Here is a 24,311-nt window from a genome sequence, read left to right on the forward strand (position 1 = left end):
GCTCAATAACACAATCAATCAAAATCAGAATCAAAAACCTATTAACAAAACGATCAAACCATCCTCTAAATCCTCAAATCCTGGCTATCCTGATTCAGACAATTATATTTCTAGGAAATAGCTCAATAAAACAATCAATAAAAATCAGAATCCAAAAAACCTATCAACAAAACGACCAAACTATCCTGTAAATCCTAAAATCCTGGACATCCTGATTCAGACAAAAAAAATCGTCTCGCTACGCTCGTAGGGGTAAAGAGAAGAAAGAGCAGAGCGCAAAAGCGCAAGAGAGCAAAGGGCTAAAGAGTCCTCGCCGCACTAACACAGACAACGCGAAAACCGATAACGTTGTACCCGAAATCGCGATTGACGTTGAGGCGGAGGGCAGAACGGCAGGCTCCAGGATTGAAGTCCCACGAACCACCGCGCAGCACTTTTGTACCATCGCTTAGACTTGTCCAAGCACTACCATCTTTAGGCGCATTTGTATAATTATCGTGCCAATCAGCTTGACACCATTCCCATACATTGCCGTGCATATCATACAAACCAAAGCTATTAGGTGGAAAACTACCTACTTCTATTGTCTCTCCACGGAATTTACCTTTTGGCTCAGAAGCATAAGTCACAGTGCCGTCATAATTAGCTAAGTTAGTTGTAATCGTTTCTCCAAAATGAAAGGGTGTAGTCGTCCTTCCACGACAAGCATATTCCCATTCTGCCTCACTCGGTAGACGATATTTAAGCCCAGTTTTTTCACTCAACTTATTGCAAAAATCCACAGCATTATCCCAAGACACGCTCTCAACAGGGCGTTGGTTGGTGAGCGCAGTCGAACCATCATCTTTAAACTTAGAAGGATTCTTACCCATGATTTGTTGATACTGCTCCTGAGTCACTGCAAATCTACCCATAGCAAAAGCAGGTACATTTACCTCATGTTGTGGACTTTCATTATCACTGCGACCCTTTTCTGATGTTGGTGAACCCATTATAAAAGAACCACCAGGAATCTCCACCATCTCCAGGGTTATATTATTACCCAACTCTTCAATAAAAAGCGTTGCCTCACTAGAAACACGGTTACTAATTTTTCCTTGAGCATCTACTGTTAGTACATCAAACGTACAAGTACGAGAGGCTCTTTTAATTTCTGGAGTTTTAGGTTTCAAAACCTGATTACCTGCTACTGCTGCAACAAAACCTACACCTCCTAAACCAACCATTTGCAAGAATCTTCTGCGGGTGATTTGCGTTTTTTGAGAACTTGGATTTTTTGATTTTGGCAATAATTGATTAAACTTTTCTGGTACTTTCAGATCCAGTAGAGATGGTTTAGTCATAAAATCCAGAAACAGATAATCTTGTAATGGACTATCTTCAGAAATAGTTTTGATAGATGTTTTGGCTATTAATAACTTCAGCCAATTTCCAGAAGTCTCATTAACCTGATTGAGTAAGTTTTTTAATACATTTCTAATTTCCTGTTCTTGTTCCTCAGTCAATTGTTTAATCAAATCAACACGCAACCAATCTGGAATATAACCAGAACGAAACCAAGGTAAACGCGCCAAATTATTCAAAGAACAAACTTCTAAAAGAGATTTTCCAGCTTTTGTTTTCAGAACATTACCCAAATAAATAGTAATATTCCATTGCAATTCCGGAAAAACTGCACAAGCACAAAACCAATAAAAACTATCATCACCCAAATATCTCCGCAGAGAAACCAACATAGTGGCAATTTTTTCAGGTTCTGGAGAATTACGTTCTAACCAGCGATAAGTTTGGGTACGCAATGTTTGAGGTATAGGTATTGCTGATAAATCTCTCTCTAAACCTATCTCTGGCAAAGAGAAAGGCTCTAAATTATCTTCACTCCAAGGTTTTTGACTAAATACCTGTAACCCTTGTGGTGTAGCCGGTAATATATTAAACTCTCGCGCTATTTGAAACTCTTGATAACCCCAGTTTGTCGTCGGTTTGGGTGTGAAAAAAGCCCGAAATTTCCAGCTTATCAATTGACTTATCCAAGGCTCTAATTCACCACTAATAATACTAAAAAATTGCTCTGTATCGGAAACTATAATCAGATAATGCTGGTCATATTTATTAATAATTTCATTTAGTCTCAAAGGAGAACCTTCTCCCTGACTAGGAAAACAAATTAAAGGATCATCATCAAAGAAATAGCTGATAATTAAAACATTTTCTTTTTTCAACCGCTCAATTATTTCTTCTATAAACTGAGCTTGATGATCTTGAAAGCTGGTGCGATTAACCAAAAACAAATATTCTGGAGTCCTCTGACAATTACGATATACAGGTTTTAACCATCCTCCTTGACGCATAGTAGCATCAATAGTTTTTTCTATATCGAGTTGCGTAGAAGAACCAGGTATCCGTCGTCTGAGATTTCGAGCAATTTGCATTAATATTATTCTTGGAAACAAGTCTTGTTCAATATCAAAATCCAGGGTAAGCTCATCTAATTCGGGTTGTGTTGTAGTTCCATACCGTCGCAGAAACAACTGCCGCGTTAACCAAAACCACCACATTCTAGAAATTAGAAATAAAGCAGAAGGAGTCAAGAAAAATGCTATTTCTCTTGGCCAGTTAATGATATTAATGGGATTTTCTGATAGATTTATTGGGGAATTATCAGTGCAGACTATAGAATTTTTATCTGGTATATTGGTGTTTTCTGTTGGAGGTGGCTGTGTTGGTGTTGGTGTTGGTGTAGGAGTAAAGGTTGGTTTTGGTGTATCAGAAGGGGAATCACTGAATATTAAAAATAAAGGAATTCCCGACGAAATAATAGTTATCAACAGTAACTTTAAGTGAAAATAAGGAGATTTTATGGCTGTTTGTTTTTCTAAAAATGTTCTGTTCTCTTCGGCTGTTTCTTCTATAACATAACTACTTTGATTAACAGGTTTAAATAAATCATCAAAATGCTGTTTAAAATTTTCTTGTTCAGTTGGTGAACTGCAAAATATTGGAGCTAGTAAACTTCTTAACCTCTCTGGATTATCCAAGTTTTCACCCTGGGAAATCAGAATCAGAATTAAATCCTGTGCTGCGATATATTGAGAAACTCCGATGCTATAACCTGCTTCTCTAAGAGTATCAATAAGTCCTATCAAAACATCAAGATTTAGCCAATTTGGGGTATTTTTTATTTCTGGTCTGCTATCCATTGTTCTATAACTTTTCTGGCTTTTTCTTGATATTCAAAATAGGGAATAAAACCCAATAAATGTTGGGTTTCACTTCGTTCTACCCAACCTACAACTACAACTGTATTATTTTAGGTTGTTATTTTCTGTTCTGTTATCCATTTTTTTATAATTTCTGTGGCTTTTTTTTGGTCTTCAGTAGTTTTGATTAAGCTACTGAGGGTAGGGAGAACTAATTCTGGATCTAGTTGAATTAAAAGATGATCTGGAATACTACTAAATTTTTGTAAAGCTAAAATCCAACTTAATAATTCAGCAGTTGCAGGTTTTTTTGTCAAGCTACTTCCACGTAATTTCTCAAATAAATCAATGGCTGATTGTAAAAATGGATCACTAATATTCATTCCTAAACGATTAGCAATAATCTCCTTCAGTTTATCACCTTTGGGAAAAGGAAGATGATAATAAATACAACGTCGCAGAAAAGCATCAGGTAAATCTTTTTCAGAGTTGCTAGTAATAATGACAATTGGTTTCAACTTTTCATCTGCGGCAATTTTTTGATTTCCTAACTCTGGAATCCGAAAATACATCAATTCCAACTCATTAAGTAAATCATTAGGAAAATCACGGGGTGCTTTATCAATTTCATCAATTAAAACCACAGAACGCACTGGTTCATGATTAGGAAATTCTAATGGTAAAAATTCTCCAACTTCATCGAACTTGCGGGTGCGTAAAATCGCTAATCCTAACGCTTGATAAGTGATATAATTTAAAATCTGACTTGAAGCTGAAGCAGTCTGCACATCGTGAAATCGCTTTAAAGCATCATAATTATAGAATAAATCCCGCGCAATGCTAGTGGATTTAGTTTCAAATTTCAAGACTTCACCAAGTCCAAGTTCCCAAGCAAGACTATAAGCTAATTGAGTTTTTCCTGTTCCCGGTTCTCCAGTGACTAATAAGGGTTGTCCTAATAATAATGCCACATTACAGGCATCTCTCAAACCTGCATCAGCAATGTATTTTTCTGGTTTGAGTAATTGAGAGATGGGAGAATCTGGAAGTTGTTTTGGTAGTTCTTTGGCTTGTTGTCCTTGACCTGTGTAAATTGGTAATTTCATGTTAATTCCTTTTTAAATTAATGCAAATTTTCTAGTATTTCAATTAAATTGTCAGCTAAATACCTCATGGGAATTCTATCAGATGAGTTTTGTTTTTGCCATTTATCAAACATATCTCCAATTTTATCCTTTAATTGTTGAATTTTATCTTCACCAACAAAATTTTTAGTATGTTCACAATCAGCCCAATTTTCAACATCTGCTCTCCCTATAGCCTCTAGTTCTGATAAAATAACAACGGATAAAAAGTTATATTTTTCACTAATTGATGAAAATTCTTGTATGTGTTTACGCATTTTCTTATTTATTTGTTGATAATGATATTGCTTAAAAAAAGCAAATATATTCCATCTCCATTCAATACGTTTATATTTAACACAGATGCAAACTATTACATTTTCATTAATAGTATTTTGATTATGCCAATCTTGCCAACATTCTAACAATTTATTTAAAATTAAAAATCCTTGCTTTGGCAAATCATCAGTAACTAAATCAGTATAAACAATCATTGGACTCGATTTATTAAAAAGTTCATTAATTTCTTGTAAAGATGCAGAGTTTCGAGTCAAAAGAGTTTTTCTAAGATTCATTAATAAAAACTTTGGTAGTTCATTCAGATTTTTAAGTTCTGAAGAATACGTCATTTTTTTGATTTTAACGGTAGTTTTATTCTGGTCTAAACCCAGCACATGAGGAAGAAAATCATTTTGCATTCGTTCTAGAAATTTAGTATGGCTTTGAAGTTCATCACCATGAATTATACAAACTAGCAGACGAGATGGATCTCGATTTTCAATAGCTTCTGTTAGTTCAAATTCTTGATGAGAACGATTAGCTAAATATGATAAAAATGAACGTTGAGCAGAAAATTCATCATTTTTTTGAATAGAAAATTTTAATTCTTCTATTTCTTTTTCCTTGTTTACCATGTCTTTTTCAAGACGATCTTTTTGTAGAATTAGTTTATTTTTAAGTTCAGGATCATACGTTTCATTTAATTTATCACAAATCGCTTTATAAGCTTTTTCGATCTGATTAAATTCTTCTTCTAATGCTTTAAGTTTGTTAATATCAGCTTTTCCCATGTTATAAAAAATCTTCCAGAACTTACAATGAAAATTGTTTAATTATTTGATTCCATAGACAGGGGTTTAGCATTGCTAAACCCCTACAAATAGATGAAGGTTTGTCATGCAAAATTATTTACTTTGCTTTTTTACTTCTTGTTTCACTACTTCGATATCTAACTCAAGGATACGAGCAATTTGTTCTACAGTTAACCCCTCATTTAACAATCTAGTAATCATTTTTAACTTCACCTCTTCCCTAACTTCTTCCTTAACTTCTTGATAGAATCGAGTTTGTTGCCATTCTGTTAATCCAAACATTGTTGCTAACTCCTGACGGCTATAGGATGAAAATTAATCATGTTAAATTATTTACTATTTTGTTTTTTGATTTCTTGTTCCACCACGTTGATATCTAACTCAAGGATACGAGCAATTTGTTTTACAGTTAGCCCTTCACTTAACAATCTAGGGATCGTTTTTAACTTAGTTTTTTCCTCAACCTCCTCCATAACTTCTTCTCTAACTTCTTCCTTAACTTCTTGATAGAATCGAGTTTGTTGCCATTCTGTTAATCCAAACATTGCTTCCAACTCCTGACGGCTATAGGATGAAAATTTGTAAATCAGCATTCTTTCTACTAATTCTAAAAGATTACTGCTGTTTTCTGCATCTGCATTTTTTACCAAATTGATTAAACTTCTTGCTTTTTGGATAGCCTCATCTTCAGAAGAAACTACTAATTTAATAATTCCTAAACCAATTGAAGATGATGTATCAGCTAATTCATCTAAATAAACTACATGAATTTGCCCAGCAGCGAGTGAGGTTTGATATGCTAAGGGTATACCAGGATCAAGATTCCTATTTGCCCACAATACTACAGCTTGCCATGATTTTTGAGGTTTATACTGGTTTAAATAAAGGAACGTTTCTGTAATTAATCGCCAGTATAAATTATCATCGCTTTGAAATTGTACTTCCACGAAATAAATCGGATCTTGTGGGTATTCTGGTTTGGGTAAAAATAAACCATCTATCCGACGTGCTAACTCTTTGATTTCCACAGAGGAAAATTCGTAGTGTAAAGCCAGTGTGGGTGACTTTTCGAGAACTTCAAATAAAACACTGGGGAGATTTTTGAGTAAGGTGTAAAATATCGTATCTGTCTTCATTTTATAACTCGAAGATGGCTTGATTAAAAGGGCGGTTAGAAACCGCGTCTACACAAGCAAAACCCACGCAGGTGGGTTTCCAATTCTTGATTTTTCTTTTAGTCCACACAAGTGGACTTTGTTTGTGTAGCCGTGAATTTTTATGACCCGATCATTTTTAATTTTTCGATAACTTCATTCATTTCTTGCTCAAGTCTGTTCAGTTGTCGCTGTATTTGATTTTTAGTTTCAGCATTTTGTGTTTCATTAAATTGGTTATAAACAGCTTCATAATCACCTTCTAAAATTACTAACCTTTTATTCAGTTCTCTAGCTTTAATTTCTTGGACTCGACTTAAAGAGGGAGATGAGTTTATTGATTGTTGCTGAATAGATTGATTCAACAAACTCCAAGCTTCAAATAATACCGTTGTAGGTATCATAAATGCCGCTTTTACTCCTTCTCGCTTTTTCTCTGCGGCTACAGCCATTCCTACAACTCCCTGTAATGATTCATCCCAAATAGGAGAACCGCTAAAACCCGGCTCAATTTGATACCCAGGAACTTTAATGGCTTCTATCTGTATCCAGCGAGTAGCTTGAATATCACGCAGTTCACCGTCAGCCCAAACACCTGTATCATGTCCTTGGGGAAAACCAAAGATGCGGAATTTATGCTGCCAATAATCTGATGTGGTGACAAGCTGTACAGGACTCACACCCGTTGGTAGAGTCTCTTCTATTTGTAATCCCGCAATATCTTCCTTAGTTTGTCCTGGGTTCACAGGTTGCCAAAATACAACCTTGGCTGTTACTTTTTGTCCAGGGGCAATGAGGGGAAAATCAACCTCTATAGTTTCAGATGGAGAGTCTTGTGTATTAGTGGTAATACCCAAAGCGGCTGTAACTACATGAGCGCAGGTAAGCAGATGGTACTGACTGACCAAAAAACCAGCACCTACAACTTTGCCGTTTTTATTGTAAATGCGAGCGATCGCACTTCTAAAGACTTGAAAGTAATTTTCAGTTGACATAAAACCTACTAATCTTAGTCATTACTCCACTTCACAGTAATCTCAAAGGTGACTTCTCCACCCACCGAAGTGATGAAAGCTCCAGCATCAGCACTGAGTTTGATTCCAAACTTGACTTCCATTTCCTTGGGACCCAAGTCTTTAAATTTGTTACTAATGCTGGCAACTACGGGCTTAATATTCTCTATAGCTGCTTCAAAACTCTGCTTTGCCTCTGTAATCATGCGACCAGATGGTAAAGCGATTCTCTCCAGAGATGAATCTATATCTTCTGGTTCTTCAACTTCCACTAAGAATTTACGCCCATCTTCTAGGGTAAACTCAACTAATTGTTTTTCTGCCATATATATGCTGTCAATTAGGCTATGCAATGTTAAATATAAAACATTATCAGCATATTTGAACTGTAAAAGACTGCACTAATTTACACCTAGCTGAATTTACCCCAAACTTACCCCAAAAAATGAAGGGAGGAGCATGATACCCCTCCCTGTTCTTATTGCTAAAAGCCTTGAATTGCTTGATTTTCGTTGGTTTTTCTCAAAGGCGACACCCGGATTTGAACCGGGGGATGGAGGTTTTGCAGACCTCTGCCTTACCACTTGGCTATGTCGCCGCACTCACAATTACCTATATTAGCACCATTTTTGCCAAATTGCACCATCTAGGAGAAATTTTTTTGCATATTCATTTTTTTCACAGATTGGACAGACAAAAAGCCTGTCCAACATTGGATATTAAGGATTTAATTTCACCTCTTCGGCAAAATTCCCCCAACGGAGAAAGTAAAAAGGACCTGCTACAGAACCCCAAACATGATCATCTGTGTCGGGATTTCGTCCTCTATCGCGGCTGATGAACTTTTCGCCATCAATTTCAAAATCACTATCCAAATAGGTTCTTTGCCCGTCACGGATGACAATGCAGCCCTTTCCAGGTTCGACTGTGCCTTTAAATTTGTGATCACTCCACTCTACGATCATGTTACAACCACAGAGTCTTTCTAGGCGATCGCTCGTTAAAGTCTGCAATCTTGGTAAATCACGGGAAGCACCGTAAAAGTCTTTTTCTTCCTTGACAGTATAGTTTTCAATATGAATTTTATCCCCTACCGTCAGCAAATTTAACACCCGCACCCGATAAGGCTTATTCAGCATATAGTCATAAGCTTGTTCCACAAACAAACTTACCCCTGATAATACCCCAAAATCGAGGGGACGCATACATACACGGATATGGGCATAAAAAGCCGGATTCTCAAAAACTTGGGCTTGATTGCTAAAATCAGCGGCCATCCAACGAGCTAAGGTGGCAATATCTGTAGAATGAGTCATAGTAATTTGGGATTTTAGATTGTGGATTTTGGTACAGAGGCTCAAAACCGCCTGATACAGATTTGCTAATTTTAAACCTTAGTATGTCATTAAACATCTATATTAAACTTTACCAAACATTCACTAAAAATTAACCTTTATCTAACCACAAGTTAATTGCTAGATTACCTTGTTCTGTGAATTTATACATTGTACATATAATTTTTCATCGTTTCTTAATTGAATAGAACCGTTGATTTTTCGGAGCTATTGAGCGAAATATTAAGTCCCATAAATTTAGGAGTTTTTTGTGAACAGAGTTAATCTTAAGCTTACCAGCTTAAAAGCCTTAGGTGCAATTTCATTGATGACCACCACCTTGGCTGTGTCAATGTCTGCGGTTTTCTCCCAAAGTGTGAGTACAATCAAGATTGATGGTTCTAGTACCGTGTTCCCTGTTACCGAAGCAGTAGCAGAAGAATTCCAAAAATCGCAAAGAGGTAAAGTTAGAGTTACCGTTGGTGTTTCTGGTACTGGTGGTGGCTTTAAAAAATTCTGTCGCGGTGAAACAGATATCTCTGGTGCTTCCCGTCCCATTCTCCAAAAAGAAATTGATGAATGCAAAAAAGCTGGTATTCGCTACGTTGAATTGCCAGTAGCTTATGATGCTTTAACAGTTGTGGTTAACCCCGGCAATACTTGGGCTAAAAACCTGACAGTCGCTGAACTCAAGAAAATTTGGGAACCAGGCGCACAGGGCAAAATTAATAACTGGAATCAAGTCCGTGCGGGATTTCCTAATGCACCTTTGAAGTTATTTGGACCTGGTGCTAACTCGGGAACTTTTGACTACTTTACCGAAGCTGTTGTTGGTAAATCCAAGTCTAGCCGGGGTGATTTCACAGCCAGTGAAGACGACAACGTACTTGTACAAGGTGTTGCTCGCGATAAAAACGCCCTTGGTTTCTTTGGTTTTGCTTATTACACAGAAAACAAAAACAAACTCAAGTCAGTATCAGTTAATGGTGTCACCCCCTCGGAAACAACTGTAAAAAACGGTACTTACAATCCATTATCCCGCCCTATATTCATCTATGTTAGTGACAAGGCTGCTAATAAACCAGAGGTGAAGCAGTTTATCCAATTCTACTTACGGAATGCACCTAAGTTAGTGAAAGAAGTAGGATATGTAGCTTTACCAAATTCAGCTTACACTACTGCTCAAGGCCATTTCAATAAAAAGAGATTTGGTAGCATATTTGGTGGTAAAGAATCAGTTGGTTTAAAGATTGACGAATTAATGCGTCGTGAAGCTAAAGAATAAATCTAGTATCAAATAAATACTGTAGAGATGTTCCATGGAACGTCTCTACAACTCAGAATAAAGCAACGATATCACACTTTTCTTTATCTCAAGTCATCATCTGAGATCCAATTTCTAACATGATTAATGCCAAGCAAACTCAGTTTTCGCCAAAAATAACAAGGGATTTACGAGAACGGGCAATTGAATCTATCTTGTTTTTAGCTGCACTTTCCTCAGTCGCAACTACAATCGCAATTATTGGTATTTTGCTTTATGAATCCATTCTATTTTTCCAGAAAGTATCTTTATGGGAATTTTTAACTGATACCCAATGGACACCATTATTTGATGACAAACATTACGGTATTTGGCCACTTGTTTCGGGAACTTTTGTCACCACAGTTGTGGCCTTATTAGTAGCAATACCATTGGGAACAATTATTGCTATTTACCTCAGTGAATTTGCTCCTCCCATAATCAGGGAAATAGTTAAACCAGCCTTAGAACTACTAGCCGGCATTCCTACAGTAGTTTATGGTTATTTTGCATTGTTATTCGTCACACCATTATTACAAAAAATTCTGCCGGCTTTGCCTGGTTTTAGTATGTTGAGTGCGGGACTAGTTATCGGTGTGATGATCATTCCTTACGTTAGTTCCCTGAGCGAAGATGCTATGCGTGCAGTTCCCACACATCTGCGTGAGGGTTCTTATGCCACTGGGGCTACCCGTTTACAAACAGCCTTACGAGTGGTATTACCAGCGGCTATTTCTGGAATAATAGCAGCTTACATTTTAGGGATTTCTCGTGCAGCAGGTGAAACTATGATAGTTGCGATCGCCGCAGGTGGTCAACCCAACCTCACCCTAAACCCATTAGAACCAGCCGCAACCATGACAGCCTATATTGTCTCCGTCAGCCTGGGAGACTTACCTCATGGCAGTCTAGAATACGAAACTATCTTTGCAGTCGGACTGACTCTAGTGCTAATGACTTTGTGTTTCAACGTCATAGGTCATCTTCTCACCAAACGTTATCGAGAAATTTATTAATTAGAGAACAATTAATTATCAATTGTCAATTGTCAATTATCAATTATTTACATGACAACTCTGAATATTCAGCAAGTCCGCAAGACTATTGCCCGTAATAAGCGATCGGAATATATTTTCAACATCATTGGCTTTTTGTCAATGCTGATTGGTATTGTCACACTAGTAGCACTGTTATTTGACTTAGCTAGTGATGGTTTACCTCGACTTTCCTGGCAATTTTTAACTTCCTTTCCTAGTCGCAAACCGGAAGAAGCTGGTATCCTTTCCGCTTGGGTAGGAACTCTGCTAGTCATGCTAGTAACGGCAACAGTAGCCATTCCTGTAGGGATAGCATCAGGAATTTACTTAGAAGAGTATGCCAGAAAAAACTGGGTTGCTGATTTAATTGAAATTAACGTCACCAACCTCGCAGGAGTTCCCTCGATTATTTACGGACTTCTGGCTTTAGGAGTATTTGTTTATGGGTTAAATCTTGGGCAAAGCGTGGTGACGGCTGGGTTCACCCTAGCATTATTAGTTTTACCAGTGGTAATTGTTTCTACCCGTGAGGCTTTACGAGCTATCCCCAATAGTATCCGTGAAGCTGCTTATGCCGCCGGTGCTTCCAAGTGGCAAATGATTTGGGATCATATTCTCCCTTACTCAACAGGGACAATTATCACAGGAATTATTGTCGCTATGGCGCGAGCCATTGGTGAAACTGCACCTTTAATTACCATTGGGGCGCTAACATTTATTGCCTTTTTACCAGAACCACCAGTTACAGGGCAGTTTCCTTATATTTCTTTTTCTTGGTTACTTGCGCCCTTCACAGTCATGCCTATTCAAATGTTTGATTGGATATCTCGTCCCCAGGCTGACTTTCAAGTGAATGCAGCTACCGCAGGTATCATCCTCATTTTTATTACTTTGGCTATGAACTCTGTCGCCATGTATATCCGTTATCGTATCCGCAAAACAATCAAATGGTAAAAACAAAATCCGCAACTTTACAAAGACCAATCAAAGCTTCTGTTAATTACCTGAATTTTTACTATGGTGGCACAGTCCACGCCCTGAAAGACATTAATATGTCCGTGGGTGAAAAGCAGGTAACAGCACTGATTGGACCTTCTGGATGTGGCAAAACTACTTTGTTACGTTGTTTCAATCGAATGCACGATTTGTATCCAGGAAATCGCTATCAAGGGGAAATTGCCTTAGAACCAGATGGTATTAATTTACTAGGTAAGAAAATTGACCCTATTGAAGTCCGGATGCGGATTAGTATGGTATTTCAAAGACCTAATCCTTTTCCCAAGTCAATCTATGAGAATGTGGCTTATGGTTTGCGGGTAAGAGGTGAATCTAGGCGGAGAGTTATTGATGAAAAAGTAGAGCAAGCGTTACATAATGCAGCGTTGTGGAATGAAGTTAAGGATAGATTACATGATTTAGCTTTTAATCTTTCTGGTGGTCAGCAGCAGCGTTTATGTATCGCGCGGGCTTTGGCAACTGATCCGGAAATTATTCTATTTGATGAGCCAACATCTGCTTTAGATCCCATAGCTACTGCTAGTATTGAAGAGTTAATTACTGAACTTAAAAAAACAGTAACTATTTTGATTGTTACCCACAATATGCAGCAGGCAAGCCGTGTATCTGACTATACAGCATTTATGTATTTGGGCGAATTGGTAGAGTTTAACAAAACTGAGATCATTTTTGATCAACCCGTCCAGGAAAGAACGGCTGACTATGTAAATGGTCGTTTTGGTTAAAAAACTGGATGACAGCCGATGATAGTATAAAAATAAACCTAGCAGGATAGATAGAAGAATATCTCCAGCTAGGAATTTTTTATGTTTGTCCATGTTTGAGGGGTGTAGCATTAATTAATGAATGGTCAATAATGCTGTTCCCTAGATGTAAGTATGTATAGTAATTGGTCAAAAAAAGTTAAGAAAGGTACGGTAATGGGTTAATTTTTTGTTAAAGATTAAAAAATTAATCATCACAAAATTTAAATTCTCTGGTTTGAGCGTTGCCGAAGACTAGCATAGCTATCGCTGTTTCTGATATTTTAGTAATCTAAATAACTTGTAATATTTTAATGCTTCCCGACGGAAGTATTGATTAAAGCAATCACATATTGATTAAATGTAAAATTATGGCGCTCATAGTTCAGAAATACGGTGGTACATCTGTTGGTTCAGTTGAACGAATTCAAGCTGTTGCGAGTAGGGTTGAAAAAACTGTCAAAGCTGGAAACTCTGTTGTCGTAGTGGTTTCAGCGATGGGGAAAACCACTGATGGCTTAGTTAAACTAGCTAATGATATCTCTAAAAGCCCTAACCGTCGGGAAATGGATATGCTGCTTTCCACAGGAGAGCAAGTTACCATTGCCTTATTAAGTATGGCATTACAGGAAATTGGCCAACCAGCGATTTCTATGACTGGCGCTCAGGTAGGTATTGTTACCGAAGCCGAACATAGCCGCGCCCGAATTTTACATATTGAAACAGAACGCTTGATGCGGCATATCAAGGGTGGTAAAGTTGTTGTTGTGGCTGGATTTCAAGGAATTAGCAGCACAGAAGAATTAGAAATTACAACTTTAGGACGTGGTGGTTCTGACACTTCAGCAGTAGCTTTAGCAGCAGCTATCGGTGCAGATTTTTGTGAAATTTATACAGACGTGCCAGGGATATTAACTACAGATCCCCGGCTTGTTCCCGAAGCCCAATTATTAACAGAAATCACCAGTGATGAAATGCTGGAATTGGCTAGTTTAGGCGCGAAAGTATTACATCCTCGGGCTGTGGAAATTGCCCGTAATTATGGCGTTCCTTTGGTGGTACGTTCTAGTTGGACAGATCAACCGGGAACTTGGGTAACAACGCCACCAAGACAAGATCGGCCATTAGTAAACTTAGAATTAGCCCGTCCTGTGGATGCTGTAGAATTTGATATCCAACAGGCTAAGGTGGCTTTATTGCGTGTTCCTGATAAACCAGGAATAGCAGCCCAGTTGTTTGGAGAAATTTCCCAGCAAAATGTTGATGTGGATTTAATTATTCAATCTATTCATGAAGGTAATAGTAACGACATTGCTTTTACAGTAAATACATCAATATTAAAACGGGCGGAAGCTGTATCATCGGCTATAGCTCCAGTATTGAGAAATCATCCTAGTTCAGATGAAGCAGAAGTTATTGTTGAGAAAGATACAGCAAAAGTGAGCATTGTCGGCGCAGGGATGATTGGGAGGCCAGGAGTAGCAGCGCAGATGTTTAAAACTTTAGCTGCGGCTGGTGTGAATATTCAGATGATTTCTACCAGTGAAGTCAAGGTGAGTTGTGTCGTTGATGTTGTAGATTGCGATCGCGCTATAATAGCCCTCTGCAACACTTTTGAAATTAATTCTTCCTCTACGTCTCTCCCCGCTCCTACTACGGAAGCTCCTGCTGTGCGCGGTGTGGCTTTAGATATGAACCAAGCCCGGATTGCGATTCGACAATTACCAGATCGTCCGGGTATGGCAGCAAAATTATTTGGATTATTGGCAGAATGTAATATTAGTATAGATATGATTATTCAATCCCAACGTTGTCGAGTATTAGATGGTGTACCGCGTCGGGATATTGCTTTCACTGTCGCCAAAATAGATGTAGAAAATGCCCAACAAAAACTTACACAAGTAGCAGGAGATTTTGGTTGGGGCGAAGTAATATTAGATAGTGCGATCGCTAAAGTGAGTATCGTTGGTTCTGGTATGGTAGGACAACCAGGAATAGCTGCTAAAATGTTCACAGCTTTAGCTCGAAATAATATCAATATTCAAATGATTGCCACTTCAGAAATCAAAATTAGTTGTGTTGTGGCTATTGACGAAGGTGTGAAAGCTTTACAAGTTATTCACGCAGCTTTTGATTTAGCTGGAAGTGAAAAATTTGTTGTTCCTGTCTGAGAATAAGGGAACAGGGAACAGAAAAAACTCATGTTGAAAAACATCTTTTTTTAACTGAGTTTTAAACTGGTGCAAATGAGTGTTTCTTATCTGTTTCCTATTCCCTATTTCGGCGTTGCTGAATTAGGGTATGAAATTCAAAAATCAATGATTTCAAACTCTTACTCTCTGTAGACTCTGCGCCTCTGCGTGAAACAAAATCATACTCTTAATCAGCAACACCCCTATTTCCTATTCCCTTTGTTTGTAAAGGTGCAGTGTCTGCACCCAAGAAGAAAATTTCTACTATAATCACAACAGCTTATCTTGGTATACTCAATGATTGTTGGTAATAATCAACCTATCCTCATCCTCATGCTTTTCATAGCTGCGGTTATAGCTGCTTATACATCTATCAATTTAGTAGAACGACTTTCTGCTGAATTATTACCAAAATGGCGATCGCTCTGGATCTGCACTAGTATAATAACAATGGCAAGTTGTATTTGGTTAATGCACTTCATAGCCATGCTTACCTTGCAACAACCATTATTAATTACCGACAATATTACCACCCTATCTTGGATAGAAGTAATCATTGCCTTTGGAATAGCAATCCTATTAAACAAACTCTTTACATTTAAATTAAGCGAACAAAAAGCCTTAAAAGCCAGCGAAAATCGTTTCTTTTTAGCTCTCGAAGGAACAAATGTAGGCATTTGGGATTGGGAAATTGATACAGGAAAAATTTATTTTTCTCCTCGTTGGAAAAGTATCTTAGGTTATGAAGATCAAGAACTACCTAATACCATAGAAACATGGCAACAAAGCCTGCATCCAGAAGACAAAGAACAAGTCATGTCAGTTTTAAATCAATACCTAGAAAATAAAATTCCCATTTATGAAATAGAATTCCGCGCTCGACATAAAGATGGTTCTTATCGTTGGATTTTCGCACGGGGTGTTTCCTTACGGGATCAAAAAGGTATACCATATAGACTCAGCGGTTCTCATGCCGATATTACCGAACATAAACAACTAGCACAAGAACTGCAAGAATCCCGACAATTTTTGACAAGTATCATCGAAAATATCCCCTTAGCACTTAATGTTCAAGATGTCAAAAAAGATTACCGTTTTGTAATTTGGAATCAAACCTGTGAGCATATATTTGGTTTAAAAAGTAAAGATACTATTAATCATAATGTCAATGAATTATTAACCACCCAAAAAAGTGATATATTTCTTTCACCGCTCCTAGAAACCCTGAACCACAATCAAGAATTACAAACTTCTGAAGAAACAGTCAATAGCTACTTTCAAGGAAAAATGTTGCTAAGAACATTAAAAGTTCCCATTAGCAATCAAGGTGAAATTACCCATATACTATCTATTTCTGATGATATTACTAGCCGCCGACAAATTGAATCAGCCTTACAAGAAAGTGCTGAACGAGAAAAAGCACTAGCTAAAGCAATTCAGAGAATGCGGCAAACATTAGATATGAAAACTATCTTTACTGCGACAACATCCGAACTAAGACAAGTGATTCATTGCGATCGCGTTGTTGTTTATCGTTTTCGCTCTGATTGGAGTGGAGAATTCATCGCTGAATCTGTTGGTAGTGACTGGATTTCCCTCTGGGATGAACAAAATAATAACCCTAAATTTCAGGAAAATGCTCTTGCAAATGAGCGTTGTACAGTTAAAGATTTTGATAGCAACGCAAAAGATGATAATATTGAAGATGATTTAAACTTAGTCAAAGATACTTATCTACAAAGAACCAAAGGTGGTGTTTATAGTCAAGGTGTCACTTACCGCGTTATCGAAGATATTTATGAAGCTAACTTTGATACTTGTTATCTACAACTTTTAGAACAGTTTCAAGCTAGAGCATATATTATTGTGCCGATATTTTATAGTAATAAAATTTGGGGACTACTCGCAATTTATCAAAATTCCCATCCCCGTCACTGGAAAGAAGCAGAAATAAAAATAGTAGTCCAAATTGCTAATCAATTAGGAGTTGCTCTACAGCAAGCCGAATTATTAGAACAGACTCAAAAACAATCCATAGCATTACAAAATGCTTTAATAGCTGCTGATGCCGCGAGTCACGCTAAATCAGAATTTTTGGCGAATATGAGCCATGAACTCAGAACACCTCTGAATGCGATTCTGGGCTTTACCCAAGTTATGAGTCGTGACACAAAACTATCCAATGAACATCAGGAAAACCTAAAAATTATCAATCGTGCCGGTGAACATCTACTGACAATTATTAATGACATTCTAGAAATGTCTAAAATCGAAGCTGGTAAAACCACACTTAATAAACACAGCTTTAATTTTCATGATTTTCTTAACGTCTTATATAACTTCATCAAATTGCGAGCAGAATCTAAAGGGTTAGAATTAAAATTTGACTATGCTCCTGATATTCCTGCTTATACTTATGGAGATGAAGGAAAAATCCGGCAAGTTTTATTAAATTTGTTAGGAAACGCCATTAAATTCACCGAAAAAGGTAGAGTGAATTTACAAGTCAAACAAAATTGGATCATGGAATATGGAGAAAACAATCCTGTTTATAAAAAACTAACTTTTGAAGTTTCTGATACTGGTTTTGGGATTTCCCCAGAAGAAATTAAATTACTATTTCAATCCTTTAAACAAACAGAAATCGGTCGTAAATATCAACAAGGTACAGGCTTAGGTTTGGCTATTAGTCGTAAATATGTAGAACTAATGGGCGGAAATATTCAAGTTAATAGTCAATTAGGAGTAGGTAGTACCTTTACATTTGATGTAACTATCGAAGAATCCGCAGCCAGCAATGTTAAAATCCCTTTAATAGGAGAAAAAGTAATTAGTATTGCTCCGCATCAGTCTGAATATATAATCTTAGTTGCTGAAGATATCCCCGATAGTCGTTTATTATTAGTCAAATTATTAAAAGAAATTGGCTTTACTGTGTACGAAGCTGAAAATGGTGAAGAAGCAGTTAATTGTTGGCGTACTTGGCAACCACATTTAATTATTATGGATATCCAAATGCCCATAACAGATGGTTTGACTGCTACTAAAATTATTAAAAACACACCCCAGGGAAAAAATACTAAAATATTAGCTTTAACTGCTAGTATTTTTGAAGAAAACCGCCAAGCAATCTTAGCCGCAGGTTGTGATGATTTTCTTTCTAAACCATTGCACGTGCCAGCTTTATTAGAACAAATTAGTGAACATTTAGGTGTAGAGTATGTTTATGAAAATGTAAGTCCAGATATAGCATCTGCACCTGTCCAAAAAATGTCTGAGGCAGAGGTAATTGCTATGTTATTAACAATGCCCAGAGCATGGTTAACTCAATTAAATCAGGCTGCTGCTCAGTGCAATGATGATAAAGTTTTGAAATTAATCAATCAAATAGCACCGGAGAATAATAGTTTTGCTAACTTTATTAAAGACTTAGCCCTAGATTTTCAGTTTAAAAAAATTATGGAATTAATGCCAGAAAAATTATGACACAATCCGCAGATATTCTCATTGTTGATGATACACCAGATAACTTAAGATTTCTGTCTAAAATTCTCACAAATCAGGGTTATCATGTTCGCAAAGCCTTAGATGGAGAAATGGCTATTACTGCTTGTGAGCATCTGTTACCAGATTTAATTTTACTAGATATCATGATGCCGGAAATAGATGGATATACTGTCTGTCAACGCTTAAAAGCTAATGATAAAACCTGTAAAATTCCAGTAATTTTTCTCAGTGCGATTAATGATGTTGTTGATAAAGTCAAAGCTTTTAAAGTTGGTGGAGTTGATTATATAACTAAACCATTTCATCCCGAAGAAGTTTTAATTCGGGTAAAAAATCAACTCAAACTCAGAATAGCAGAAACAAAAATTATTAACCTTAATCAGGAATTAGAAGCCAGAGTAAACGCACGAACTTTAGAGCTAGAATTAGCTAATCAAGAACTACAAAAAGAATTAATAGAAAGAAAGAGATTGCAAGACAAACTACTACATAGAGCCTTACATGATCCATTGACAAATTTATATAATAGAACTTTTCTAATGGATAAATTAGAAGAGGGAATTAAACTAGCTTCAGAAAATGCTAATTATCAATTTTCTGTATTATTTTTAGATTGCGATCGCTTTAAAATTATTAATGATTCTCTAGGGCATTTGGTAGGAGATGAATTACTCATAGCCATAGCTAAAAGACTACAATTTCTGATGAGAGATATTGATATTCTAGCCAGATTAGGAGGAGATGAATTTGCTATCTTGTTAGATAATGTTGAAGATATCAACTATGCTCAGGAAATATCCGAAAAAATTCTTCAGCAGTTTTCATCTCCTTTTCAATTATCGAGAGCAGAAGTATTTATTAACGGCAGTATCGGCATTGTTTTAAGCAATAGTAAATATTCTAATCCGCAAGAAATCCTCAGAGATGCAGATACTGCTATGTATCAAGCTAAATCATTAGGTAAATCTAGATATTGTATTTTTAACCCAGATATGTATGAACAAGCTATCAAAACTTTGCAGTTAGAAAATGATTTAAAAAGAGCAATTGATAAAAAAGAATTTATTGTTTACTATCAACCCATAGTTTCTTTATCTACAGGTAAAATTAATGGCTTTGAAGCCTTAGTTCGCTGGGAACATCCTACTTTGGGAATGATTTCTCCCATGGATTTTATTCCCGTAGCTGAGGAAATAGGTTTAATTAGTGAAATAGATAATTGGGTATTAAATATAGCTTGCTGTCAATTACGCAAATGGCAAGAACAAAAAATAGCCGATGAATCAATTTATATGAGTGTTAACCTTTCCGTTCGACTATTTTCTCAACCCAATTTACTAGAAATTATTGATAGTAGCTGGAGAAAAAATAACTTAAATCCCCAAAATTTAAAATTAGAAATTACTGAAAGTGCAATCATGGAAAATAGAGAAGTTGCTACAAAAATTCTCCAACAACTCCGCGATTCACAAATTCAATTATCTATTGATGATTTTGGCACAGGATATTCTTCATTGAGCTATTTACATAAATTTCCTGTAAACATCCTCAAAATTGATAAATGCTTTATTGATTTTTTAGATAGCAGTGACAAAGATATGGGATTAGTTTCGACAATCATTCAACTAGCTCATACAATCAAGATGAAAGCGATCGCTGAAGGTATAGAAACAGCCGCACAATTATCGAAACTGAGAAATTTAGGCTGTGATTTTGGCCAAGGCTATTTTTTCTCTAAACCTTTAGATGTAAAATCCGCTGCCAATATCCTAAAATCAAAACTCCAGTGGTAAGAATGAACCAAAATTATTTGCTCAAGAACAAAGCCCGTAATTGTAATATCAACATAGTGCCACCTGTGAAAAATATACCAAGTAAGATATTTTTCCAACTACCACTTTTGTCTGTATCAATTATCAAAATACTTTCGACTAATAAAGAAGGTAGGAATATACCAATAGGTAGCAAAAACCTAGAAAAACTTACCTTTTTCTTAGACACAATAGTTAGAAACATTAAGCAAATTCCTAAAGGCATAAAAGTTAGAGCATAGTAAAACAATTTCTGTTCTAGAGGAATTAATTCCAATAAATTGAAAGATAACAAATTAGAGAATTTATCTATATATACATTGAGAATTCCTTGAGCATAAGTAATGATTATATAATGGGAGTTAGTCGTTGTAAAAATATCAGGGATACTTAATCTTATATCTGTGCCATTTTCTCCAGTAATTGGTGTTCTTAACCGTAAATCTAGATTTTCTCCCTGTTGTCCTAAAGTAAAATTGCGCTGAAGCATACCAGATGAAAGTGAGATTATACGTGCTGGACCTGTTTGAGTTGTATCAGCAGTAGAAAGATTAGTAATTATTGTGAATTGAGAAGTTTTCCTAATTCTTTTGTTTAATAATTTAGCAGGAGTTTCTGTTTTTAACCAATAGCTAGAACTCAAAGCAATACCTTTCTCATCTACAATTTTTTGTGACTGTCCTTGTGGTAAGAGTTCAGGCAGTTTTCCAATTTGATCTTGATAGCCTTTTTTCTCAGTTAATTGATAAGAACCTATTAAAGAATCTTTGATATTATTTAAGTTATTTTTATTATTAAATAATCCAGAAATATCTTGCTCAGAAAATTTTTTATCCGCAATATTAACTTCTGAGATATATCCATGCCAAGGTTTATCACCTGTTTGTTCATTACCAATTAATAGTGGATAAGTTAGATTCCAATTACTTAAATGTATTGTTCTTTGCCAAGGAATTAAAATTAAAAATGGCAGCAGTATATATCCAAAAAACAATAATGTTATCTTTTTAAAAGAATTTTTGATACTACTGCTTTCTACAGAAGACAAGATAGAAATAAAGCTTTGTGAGTTCAATATATAAAAACAAATTATACCGACAATCCCACCTATTATATTATTAACAATATCGTTAGGAGTAGGTGATCTAGAAGGAAGAAACATTTGCAGAATTTCAACGGTAACTGATAAACCAGCACTTATAAATATGACGGTAAATAATTTACTTATTCGCTGCATATTTATTTTACGCAAGCAGACAGTAGCACTAAAGCCTAAAGGCATAAATAGTAAGATATTGTTTACTAAGTCTTCAAAAGAACTAGCATTATCGAAACTGGCAATAATTGTTTGTTTGGAAAAATTATCTAGAGGATAAAAATCAAAAGGATAAAGTGTAGCTATGAGAATAGCCAAGATACTAATAGTTAACAAAAAAAAGTTCTTCATGGATATTAATTTACTCAAGAAATTAGATATTTGTGTAATAATTGTGTTGAGAGCTACAAAAAATTATTTTGGTAAAATTACATACATATTTTAAATAATTAAACAATTAATTAGCTGTTAAAGGTTAATTATGAAAACTGAACCTTTTTTATATTATTAACAAAGCTATAATAATGGGAAAATAAATTACAAATATTTGATAAAGCTACCATGAAGATAAATTTATAAAAAAAGCGTATCTATACTGAGAAATAGACACACTTAAACTTTTATATGAGGCTACACAGAATAATAATTATCCTTATTTAACGTAAGTTGCTAGTTAGGGAAATTGTCTGAAATGGCTAACGCCACGCTTCGCTAACAGAATGACAAATTATACCTTTTCCAACTTTTCAAACTCTTAAATCTATTTAGAGTGTTCCAAACAATAAATGATCCAAAACCAGAGATTGCTTCATTCCGCTCCGCTCCATATGGCTAACGCCACGCTCCGCGAACGCAATGACAATTGGGCATTTTTTTACTTGGAATACTCTTAGAGACGTTTCATGAAACGTCTCTACAAAATTTTTGGACAACGCATATTTAGGGCTTGCTGATTCCTGATGTGAGGAGGAAATTAAATAGATAACCGATGCTAATAATCCCGAAGGTCATAAATGTAATAAAAACTACTAGCAATTGAGGTTGCAGTACCTTTTTGAGAATAACTATCTCAGGAAATGATAAAGCTGTAACCGCCATTGTAAAAGATAGCACCGTTCCCAGGGGCATTCCTTTGTTAACTAAGGCTTCAGTAATGGGTAAAACTCCAGCCACATTAGCATAGAGAGGAACACCCAGAATTACAGCAATGGGAACAGCTACAGGGTTATTTGCACCAGCCCAACGGGTGATAAATTCTGTGGGAACATAGCCGTGAATACCCGCGCCCACACCGATACCAATAACTACATATATCCAAACTGACTTAAAAATCTCGGTAGATTGAAACTGTCCTTGTTTGCATCTATCACCCCATGTTAATTTAGTGATTTGCAAATCATCATCTTCATTATTTGGCTGTTCACGTCTGGCTTTTTGGAGTTCCCAAACAAAGGGTTCTACCCATTTTTCTAGTTTTAGCAAACCAATAATATAACCTGCGGCGATCGCTAATCCCACACCAAAGGCAATATACAACAATGTCACACGAAAACCGAATAACCCCCACAGTAAAACCACAGCCACTTCATTTACCATTGGGGCAGAAATTAAATAAGAAAAAGTTACTCCTAAAGGTACACCCGCTTCTAAAAATCCGATAAATAAAGGCACAGCAGAACAGGAACAAAAGGGCGTAACAATTCCTACAGTTGCTGCCATAATATTACCAATAAATGTGCGTTTTCCACCCAACCAAAACCGGACTCTTTCAGGTTCGAGAAAACTTTGAAATGTACCTACTATAAAGCTAATTGTTAGTAACAATGTCAATACTTTAGGAACATCGTAAAAGAAAAAATGCAAACTTGATCCCAAATGTGAATCTACTGATAGCCCCAAAAGCCTGGTGACAATTTGAGTAGCTAACCAATCATAAGGATAGAATGGATCAAACATGAGACAATCTCCCAAATAATTGCAATAAAAAAATGTAGAGTTTCACTACACAAGTTTCTGGATTTGATCAGGGGGTAAAACTTGACCTTTACTAACCACTTTGCCATTAATTGCTAAAGCCGGAGTTTTCATCACACCCCGTTGAGCAATTGCAATTGGATCTGTAATCTGTGTGACTTCAGCATCTAGTTTAAGAGTAGTAAGTGCCTCTTGCACATTGGCTTCTAGCTGATGACATTTCTTGCAACCTGTACCCAGAATTTCTACTTTTAACATGATTTATTCCACCTTTTCTAAAATGACACATTCATGATTAGGATCGGCATCTTCGGATTTTTGAAGACAATGATTAACTAAGGGTAATAATTCATCTCGTAATTCCTGAAGTTGTCGAATATTATCTTCAATTTCTTGCAATTTTTTGGATAATCGTTCGTGCATTGCTTGGCAAGTTAGAGACTGCCCCTCTTTCAGTGTCAAAATATCTTTGATGTTATCCAGACTCAACCCTAATGCTTTTGCCCGACTAATAAAAGCTAGGCGTTCTACATCTTTGTCACTGAACAGACGATAACCAGATTCTGTACGCTGTGGAGGCGGAATTAACTCAATGCGCTCATAGAAGTAAAGGGTTTGGGGATTTAACCCCAATTTGCGGCATATTTCACCAACTTGCAGCATTTCGTTACCCTCTCGACTCAAGTATGTTGATTCTAAACCTTATACCTGAGTA

At 36.3% G+C, this 24,311-nt stretch carries 19 protein-coding genes and 1 tRNA gene; 7 read left to right on the forward strand and 13 right to left on the reverse strand.

Going from position 1 to position 24,311, the window contains the following annotated elements:
- Window positions 1-299: 299 nt before the first annotated feature.
- The 9 genes from FJR04_RS26300 to FJR04_RS21425 form a co-directional block, all read right to left on the reverse strand.
- Window positions 300-3,200, reverse strand: a complete 2,901-nt coding sequence (locus FJR04_RS26300; protein WP_254445343.1) for a formylglycine-generating enzyme family protein — start codon at window positions 3,198-3,200, stop codon at window positions 300-302.
- A gap of 110 nt (window positions 3,201-3,310) precedes the next feature.
- A complete protein-coding gene (locus FJR04_RS21390; RefSeq protein WP_168498561.1) occupies window positions 3,311-4,306 on the reverse strand; it encodes a MoxR family ATPase in 996 nt (331 codons plus the stop codon).
- Window positions 4,307-4,323: 17 nt separating this feature from the next.
- Entirely contained in the window at window positions 4,324-5,394 is a 1,071-nt protein-coding gene (locus FJR04_RS21395) for a hypothetical protein (RefSeq protein WP_168498564.1), read from the reverse strand.
- Between the two features lie 114 nt (window positions 5,395-5,508).
- Window positions 5,509-5,697, reverse strand: coding sequence for a hypothetical protein (locus FJR04_RS21400; protein ID WP_217359465.1), 189 nt, complete (start codon window positions 5,695-5,697; stop codon window positions 5,509-5,511).
- 47 nt (window positions 5,698-5,744) lie between these two features.
- Window positions 5,745-6,551 carry an Rpn family recombination-promoting nuclease/putative transposase gene (locus tag FJR04_RS21405; protein ID WP_168498565.1) on the reverse strand — a complete coding sequence of 269 codons (807 nt, stop codon included), beginning with the start codon at window positions 6,549-6,551 and terminating at the stop codon, window positions 5,745-5,747.
- Window positions 6,552-6,691: 140 nt separating this feature from the next.
- Window positions 6,692-7,564 carry a trypsin-like peptidase domain-containing protein gene (locus tag FJR04_RS21410; protein WP_168498567.1) on the reverse strand — a complete coding sequence of 291 codons (873 nt, stop codon included), beginning with the start codon at window positions 7,562-7,564 and terminating at the stop codon, window positions 6,692-6,694.
- Window positions 7,565-7,578: 14 nt separating this feature from the next.
- Complete coding sequence (locus FJR04_RS21415; protein ID WP_168498569.1) at window positions 7,579-7,908, reverse strand: CU044_2847 family protein; 330 nt, start codon at window positions 7,906-7,908, stop codon at window positions 7,579-7,581.
- Between the two features lie 200 nt (window positions 7,909-8,108).
- Window positions 8,109-8,180: transfer RNA gene (locus tag FJR04_RS21420), tRNA-Cys, on the reverse strand.
- A 121-nt stretch (window positions 8,181-8,301) separates the two neighbouring features.
- Entirely contained in the window at window positions 8,302-8,898 is a 597-nt protein-coding gene (locus tag FJR04_RS21425) for a chromophore lyase CpcT/CpeT (protein ID WP_168498571.1), read from the reverse strand.
- Window positions 8,899-9,187: 289 nt separating this feature from the next.
- Here FJR04_RS21425 and FJR04_RS21430 point away from each other — a divergent pair, with 289 nt between their 5' ends.
- The 7 genes from FJR04_RS21430 to FJR04_RS21460 all read left to right on the forward strand — a co-directional run bounded on the left by FJR04_RS21430 (window position 9,188) and on the right by FJR04_RS21460 (window position 20,508).
- Entirely contained in the window at window positions 9,188-10,201 is a 1,014-nt protein-coding gene (locus tag FJR04_RS21430) for a PstS family phosphate ABC transporter substrate-binding protein (RefSeq protein WP_168498573.1), read from the forward strand.
- Window positions 10,202-10,320: 119 nt separating this feature from the next.
- A complete protein-coding gene (gene pstC / locus FJR04_RS21435; protein WP_168498575.1) occupies window positions 10,321-11,235 on the forward strand; it encodes a phosphate ABC transporter permease subunit PstC in 915 nt (304 codons plus the stop codon).
- Between the two features lie 51 nt (window positions 11,236-11,286).
- Window positions 11,287-12,210 (forward strand): phosphate ABC transporter permease PstA, encoded by a 924-nt coding sequence (gene pstA / locus FJR04_RS21440; protein WP_168498577.1) that lies wholly within the window; start codon window positions 11,287-11,289, stop codon window positions 12,208-12,210.
- Window positions 12,204-12,998 carry a phosphate ABC transporter ATP-binding protein PstB gene (gene pstB / locus FJR04_RS21445; RefSeq protein WP_168498579.1) on the forward strand — a complete coding sequence of 265 codons (795 nt, stop codon included), beginning with the start codon at window positions 12,204-12,206 and terminating at the stop codon, window positions 12,996-12,998. Before pstA ends, pstB begins: the two co-directional genes overlap by 7 nt.
- 389 nt (window positions 12,999-13,387) lie before the next feature.
- The gene (locus FJR04_RS21450; RefSeq protein ID WP_168498581.1) at window positions 13,388-15,187 is read left to right on the forward strand and encodes an aspartate kinase; all 1,800 of its coding nucleotides are present in this window, start codon (window positions 13,388-13,390) and stop codon (window positions 15,185-15,187) included.
- Between the two features lie 318 nt (window positions 15,188-15,505).
- Window positions 15,506-18,694: a PAS domain S-box protein gene (locus tag FJR04_RS21455; RefSeq protein WP_168498582.1), complete on the forward strand. Its 3,189-nt coding sequence runs from the start codon at window positions 15,506-15,508 to the stop codon at window positions 18,692-18,694.
- A complete protein-coding gene (locus FJR04_RS21460; protein ID WP_168498584.1) occupies window positions 18,691-20,508 on the forward strand; it encodes an EAL domain-containing response regulator in 1,818 nt (605 codons plus the stop codon). Before FJR04_RS21455 ends, FJR04_RS21460 begins: the two co-directional genes overlap by 4 nt.
- A gap of 13 nt (window positions 20,509-20,521) precedes the next feature.
- On the opposite strand, the gene FJR04_RS21465 is transcribed toward FJR04_RS21460, so the two are convergent.
- The 4 genes from FJR04_RS21465 to FJR04_RS21480 form a co-directional block, all read right to left on the reverse strand.
- Window positions 20,522-21,958, reverse strand: coding sequence for a VanZ family protein (locus FJR04_RS21465; RefSeq protein ID WP_371718559.1), 1,437 nt, complete (start codon window positions 21,956-21,958; stop codon window positions 20,522-20,524).
- Between the two features lie 603 nt (window positions 21,959-22,561).
- Window positions 22,562-23,578, reverse strand: a complete 1,017-nt coding sequence (locus FJR04_RS21470) for a permease (RefSeq protein WP_168498586.1) — start codon at window positions 23,576-23,578, stop codon at window positions 22,562-22,564.
- A gap of 45 nt (window positions 23,579-23,623) precedes the next feature.
- Window positions 23,624-23,854 (reverse strand): thioredoxin family protein, encoded by a 231-nt coding sequence (locus tag FJR04_RS21475; protein ID WP_168498588.1) that lies wholly within the window; start codon window positions 23,852-23,854, stop codon window positions 23,624-23,626.
- A gap of 3 nt (window positions 23,855-23,857) precedes the next feature.
- On the reverse strand, window positions 23,858-24,259 hold the full coding sequence (locus tag FJR04_RS21480) for a heavy metal-responsive transcriptional regulator (RefSeq protein WP_168498590.1): 402 nt from the start codon (window positions 24,257-24,259) through the stop codon (window positions 23,858-23,860).
- Between the last annotated feature and the right edge of the window lie 52 nt (window positions 24,260-24,311).

Source organism: Anabaena sp. UHCC 0204 (assembly GCF_009711975.1).
In the GTDB taxonomy this organism is placed as follows: domain Bacteria; phylum Cyanobacteriota; class Cyanobacteriia; order Cyanobacteriales; family Nostocaceae; genus Dolichospermum.